General features: G+C 72.7%; 5 protein-coding genes. 4 read left to right on the top strand and 1 reads right to left on the bottom strand.

Features of this window, described 5'->3' with window-relative positions:
- Positions 1–7 precede the first annotated feature (7 nt).
- Positions 8–946, bottom strand: a complete 939-nt coding sequence (gene kdgD / locus DEF28_RS25310) for a 5-dehydro-4-deoxyglucarate dehydratase (RefSeq protein WP_233515532.1) — start codon at positions 944–946, stop codon at positions 8–10.
- Positions 947–1,050: 104 nt separating this feature from the next.
- Between kdgD and DEF28_RS25305 the strand changes: the two genes are divergently transcribed.
- From DEF28_RS25305 to DEF28_RS25290, 4 genes are all read left to right on the top strand, one after another.
- Positions 1,051–1,956 (top strand): LysR family transcriptional regulator, encoded by a 906-nt coding sequence (locus tag DEF28_RS25305; protein ID WP_114398863.1) that lies wholly within the window; start codon positions 1,051–1,053, stop codon positions 1,954–1,956.
- Between the two features lie 114 nt (positions 1,957–2,070).
- The gene (locus DEF28_RS25300) at positions 2,071–3,657 is read left to right on the top strand and encodes an ABC transporter substrate-binding protein (RefSeq protein ID WP_114398862.1); all 1,587 of its coding nucleotides are present in this window, start codon (positions 2,071–2,073) and stop codon (positions 3,655–3,657) included.
- A gap of 1 nt (position 3,658) precedes the next feature.
- Entirely contained in the window at positions 3,659–4,588 is a 930-nt protein-coding gene (locus DEF28_RS25295) for an ABC transporter permease (protein ID WP_114398861.1), read from the top strand.
- A gap of 15 nt (positions 4,589–4,603) precedes the next feature.
- Positions 4,604–5,608, top strand: coding sequence for an ABC transporter permease (locus DEF28_RS25290; RefSeq protein WP_114398860.1), 1,005 nt, complete (start codon positions 4,604–4,606; stop codon positions 5,606–5,608).
- Positions 5,609–5,624 lie beyond the last annotated feature (16 nt).

The following is a 5,624-nucleotide window of genomic DNA, read 5'->3' as shown; positions in this document are numbered from 1 at the left end:
GTCTCGGTCATGCGCGGGTCACCTTCTCCACGAGGGCCGCGAGCTCGCCGAGTTCGGCGGCGGTGAGGTCGGTCAGCGGCGGGCGCACGGGGCCGGCCGGCCGGCCGGTGACGGCGAGCCCGGCCTTCACGATCGACACCGCGTAGCCGGCCCGGCGGTTGCGGATGTCCAGGTAGGGCAGCACGAAGTCGTTGAGCTTGCGGTAGACGGCCGCGGCGTCGCGGGCGCGCACGGCGGCGTAGAAGTCGAGGGCGAAGTCCGGCAGGAAGTTGAAGATGGCCGAGGAGTAGGTCGTGACCCCCATCTCCAGGTAGGGCAGCGCGTAGGTCTCGGCGGTCGGCAGGCCGCCAATGGAGAGCAGCCGGTCGCCGAACCGGGCGTGGATGCGGGTCATCAGGTCGACGTCGCCGATGCCGTCCTTGAACCCGACGAAGTTCGGGCACTCGTCGGCCAGTTCCTGGACGGCGTCGAAGCCGAACGCGGCGTTGGCGCGGTGGTAGACGACGACGCCGAGGTCCGTGGCCGCGCACACAGCGCGGACGTGGGCGATGAGCCCCTCCTGCGGGGCCTCGGTGAGGTAGGGGGGCAGCAGGAAGACGCCGTGCGCCCCGGCGGCCTCGGCGGCGCGGGCCATGGCGACGGCCTGCGCGGTGCCGTACCCGGCGGGGGCGATGACCGGAGTGTCGCCGGGGACGGAGGCGACGGCGGCCCGCACGACGCGGTCCACCTCCTCCGGGGTGAGGGCGAAGAACTCGCCCGTACCGCCGGCGGCGAACACCCCGGAGGGGCCGGCAGCGGCCTGCCGGCTCACGTGGTCGCGGTAGGCGTCCTCGTCGAAGCTGAGATCGTCGCGGGCGTGGGTGACGGGGAACGAGAGCAGCCCTGAGCCGAGGACGGCCTTCAGTTCTTCGGGGGCGAACAGCGTCATGAACGGTCTCCGGTTCATCGAATGGACTGGCTGCGAGCCTAGGCATCCGGCGCAATACCCGTCCAAGTCGATTTCGGCATTCGTTGATACCTTTTCGGCAAACCACGACTCGGGGAGCCGTCATGCCGCACCGCTTCACCCTCGACCAGCTGCGCGGATTCGTCGCCGTGGCCGACGAGCGCCACTTCGGCCGCGCCGCCCGCCGCCTCAACATGACCCAGCCGCCGCTGAGCCGGCAGATCCAGAAGCTGGAGCACGCGCTCGGCGTCGACCTGCTGGTCCGGCCGTCCCGCACGGTCCGGCTGACCCCGGCGGGCGAGGCGTTCCTGGCCGACGCCCGGCGGATGCTCGGCCTCGCCGACGCCGCTCCGCTGACCGCCCGCAACGCCGCGCGCGGCACGGCCGGCGCCCTGCGGATCGGCTTCACCGCGGTGTCGGCCCTGACGGTCCTCGGCGGCTGGCTGGCCGCCGTCCGGACGAACCTGCCCGACGTGCAGCTGACGCTCGCCGAGATGGTCAGCCGGGACCAGGTCGAGGCGCTGCTGGCAGACCGGCTGCATGTGGGCCTGGCCCGCGGAATCCCGGCCTCGGACCTGCTCAGCGCGCGCCGGGTCCACACCGAGAGCCTCATCCTGGCGTGCCCGCGCGACCACCCGCTCGCCCGGCTGCGCCGGCCGCCGACGCTGGCGGAGATCGGCCGGCACGACGTGGTGACCTACACGCCCACGGCGGCCCGCTACCTCAACGAACTGGTGGTGAGCGCCTTCCACGACGCGGGCGTGCAGCCGCGCTACGTCCAGCAGGTGGAGCAGGTGCACAGCCTGCTGGCGCTGGTCGACGCGGGGCTGGGCGTCGGGCTGGTCCCCCGCTCGGGCTCCCGGCTCCAGCTGCCCGGCCTGGCCTTCACCGAGATCGCGGGCCTGCGGCCCAACCTGGTGGAGACGCACTGCCTCTGGCGGACGGACCACGGCAATCCGGCCCTCGCGGCGCTGCTGTCACTGACAGCGACGGACGCGGTGATCCCTTGACGCACCACAGCCCAGCCGTCTACAAATGCAGACCACGTACGTGTTTCTAGACACACGCTCTCGTGTCTTCGCCCACTCCGCCCAGGCAGCGCCCCCACGACCATCGGAGAGACGATGCAGTCATCCGCACCTCCCCGGCTGCGCGGCGGGCGGTCCCGCACGCTCGCCGCCTTCACCGCGCTGGCCGCGCTCGTCTCGTCCGCGGGATGCACCGTGGCCAACAGCGACGCGGCCGGAAGCACCGGGACGGCGGGCAGCACGCTGCGCGTCGTCCTCGCCCAGGAGCCCCCGACCCTGGAGCCCTGCGAGGCGTCCCTGACCTCCACGGGCGTCGTGGTCCGGTCCAACATCACCGAGCCGCTCATCGAGCGCGACCCCGAGACCGGCGAGCTGCAGCCGCTGCTGGCGACCGGGTGGCAGCGCACGGACCCCACCACCTGGAGCCTGGACCTCCGCTCCGGTGTGACGTTCCACGACGGGCAGGAATTCACGGCCGAGGACGCCGCGTTCTCGATCGACCGCGCCGTGAACTCCGATCTCGCGTGCAACGTGGACGGCTACGTCTTCGACGGCAAGGACCTGGAGGTGGCGGTCACCGGCGACATGTCGCTGACCGTCACCACGCCGGACCCCGACCCGATCCTGCCGCTGCGCCTGAGCTTCATCGAGGTCGTCCCCCGCACGACGAGCACCGAGGACAAGGTGCGCGAGCCCGTCGGCACCGGCCCCTACGTCCTCGACGACTGGGAGACCGGGGTGTCGATCTCGCTGCGGCGCAACGACTCCTACTGGGGCGAGGCCCCGGCCTACCCCGAGGCGCGCTACGTGTGGCGCTCCGAACCGAGCGTGCGCGCCGCGATGATCACCAAGGGCGAGGCCGACCTCGCCACCGCCCTCAACCCCGAGGACGCGACCGATGAGAACTCGGTCGCCTACCCCAACAACGAGACCGTGGCACTGCGGCTGGACGGCCGGGAGCCCCCGCTCGACGACATCCGGGTCCGCCGGGCCATGGACATGGCCGTCGAGCGCGAGGCCATCGTGGACACCCTGCTCGCCGGCCTCGCCGAGCCGGCCGCCCAGCTCGTGCCCGACGGCGTGGTCGGCTACAACGACGAGCTGCGCGGCACGCCGACCGACCTCGACGCCGCCCGCGAGCTCGTCGCGGAGGCGGCCGCCGACGGCGCGCCGATCGACCGGGAGATCTCGCTGATCGCTCGCAACGGCCAGTTCCCGCGGGTCGCCGAGACCGCCGAGGCGCTGCAGTACCAGCTGGCGCGGCTCGGCCTCAACGTGCGGATCGAGATGCTCGACACCGCGGCGCACCTCCAGTACCAGCTCCGGCCGCTGCCCGAGGACGTCGGGCCGGTCGCGCTGCTGATCATGCACGGGAACCAGACCGGCGACGCGGCGTTCACCGCGAGCCAGTACCTGCTGAGCGAGGGCGCGCAGTCCACCTTCGGCACCCCGGAGCTCGACGCGGAGATCGCCGCCGCGAGCGCGCTGTCGGGCCAGGAGCGCCAGGAGGCACTCGCCCGGGTGCTGGCCGACCAGAACGCCGACGTCGCGCAGTACGTGCACCTCGCCCACATGCGCGGGCTGATGGGGATCTCCCCCGGCGTCCACTACGAACCGAACTCCGCCAGCGGAGACGAACTGCGGCTGGCCGACGTGCGGCCGGCCGGCCGGGAGGGATCCTGACATGACCGCCTTCCTCGGCAAGCGGATCGCCTCCAGCGCGATCCCCCTGCTGTTCGTCGTGCTCGGCGTCTTCTGCCTGGCCCGGCTGACCGGCGACCCGGTCAACCTCTACCTCCCGCTGAGCGCGACCCCCGAGCAGCGGGCGGAGTTCTCCGCCGCGCACGGCTTCGACCAGCCCATCGCCGTGCAGCTGTGGGACTACCTCGCCCAGATCGCCCGCCTCGACTTCGGCGAGTCCCTGCGCACCGGGCAGTCCGCCGCCGAGATGGTGCTGGACGCGTTCCCCGCCACCCTGCAGCTGGCGGCCGTCACCATGCTCCTCGCGACGGCTGGCGCGGTCGTCATCGGCTGCCTCGCCGCCTACCGGCCCAACTCCGTCGCCGACCGCGCCTGCAGCTTCCTGTCGATGACGGCGGCCAGCATCCCCGACTTCTGGTTCGCGATCATGGGCGTGCTCGTCTTCGGCGTCACGCTGGGCTGGCTCCCGACGTCGGGGGTGACCGGCGGCCCGGAGGTCTGGGTGCTGCCGATCGCCACACTGCTCATCCGGCCGTTCGGCGTGCTGGTGCAGGTGGTGCGCGGCGCGATGGTCGCGGCGCTCGCCTCGCCCTACACCAAGGTGGCCCGCAGCAAGGGGGCCAGCGAGAAGCGGGTGGTGTTCGGGCACGCGCTGCGCAACGCGGCGATGCCCGTGCTGACCGTGGCCGGCGACCTCACGATCGGCCTGGTCAACGGGGCGGTCGTCGTCGAGACCATCTTCGGCTGGCCCGGGATCGGGAAGCTGATGATCGACTCCATCCTGCAGCGCGACTTCGCCGTCCTCCAGGCCGCCGTGCTGCTGACGGCCGTGACGATCTTCGCGCTGAACATCCTCATCGACGCCTGCTACGCCCTGCTCGACGCGCGCGTGCGGCACGCCGTCCCCGCCTGAGACCGAGGAGCCCCCATGACCGCCCTCCACCGCCCTCCCGGCGCGACGGCGCCCCCGGCGAAGCGCCCCGCGCGCTGGTGGACCCTGCTCGGCAGGGACCGCTTCGCGCTGGTCGCGGCCGTGCTGCTCGCGCTGGTCCTGCTGACCGCGCTGCTCGGCCCGCTCCTCATCGGCGACCGGGCCGTCCGCCAGGACCTCGGCGCGTCGCTGCGGCCGCCGTCGCTCGACCACGGCGTGTTCGGCCTGCTCGGCACCGACGTGCTCGGACGCAGCATGCTCGCCCGCCTCATCGAGGCGGCCGGGACGACGCTGTCCGTCGCCGTCCCCGCGGTGCTCTGCTCGCTGGTGATCGGCTCGGCCGTCGGCATGTGGGCCGGCTACCACGGCGGGCTCCGGGAGAACATCGCGATGCGCGTCGCCGACGTGATCCTGAGCTTCCCGTCGCTGCTGCTGGCCGTGGTCGTGCTCTACGTGTTCGCCCCGAGCGTCGCCAACCTGGTACTCATCCTGGCGCTCGCGCGGATCCCGATCTACCTGCGCACCGCACGCGCCGAGGCCGCGGAACTGCGGAGCCGGCTGTTCGTCGACGCCGCCCGCACGTTCGGCGCGCGCAGCTGGCCGACGATCTACCGGCACATCCTGCCCATCACCCTGCCCACGCTCCTCACCGTGGCCACGCTCGACTTCTGCTTCGTCATGCTCACCGAGTCCTCGCTGAGCTTCCTCGGCATCGGGATCCAGCCGCCCGAGGTGAGCTGGGGGCTGATGGTCGCGCAGGGCCGCCAGTACCTGCAGACGGCGTGGTGGATCGCGGTGCTGCCCGGTGTCGCCATCGTGGTCACCACCGTGTCGGCCACCGTACTCGCCGCCTGGGCGCGCCTGGCCACCGACCCGGCGCAGCGCTGGCGGCTGACGACTCCCCGCTCCGCGGCCGCTCGGGCCGAAACGCCCTCCGCGGCCGCTCGGACCGGAACCCGCTCCGATGGTTCCCGCGCGAACGAAGAAGGGACCAGCGCATGACCGCGTCCGCCAGCCC

Origin of the sequence: Marinitenerispora sediminis (genome assembly GCF_003336425.1) — a bacterium.
Classification (GTDB): Bacteria; Actinomycetota; Actinomycetes; order Streptosporangiales; family Streptosporangiaceae; genus Marinitenerispora; species Marinitenerispora sediminis.
Note: the sequence above shows the minus strand (reverse complement) of the source record. Positions and strands in the feature narration are given on the sequence as shown.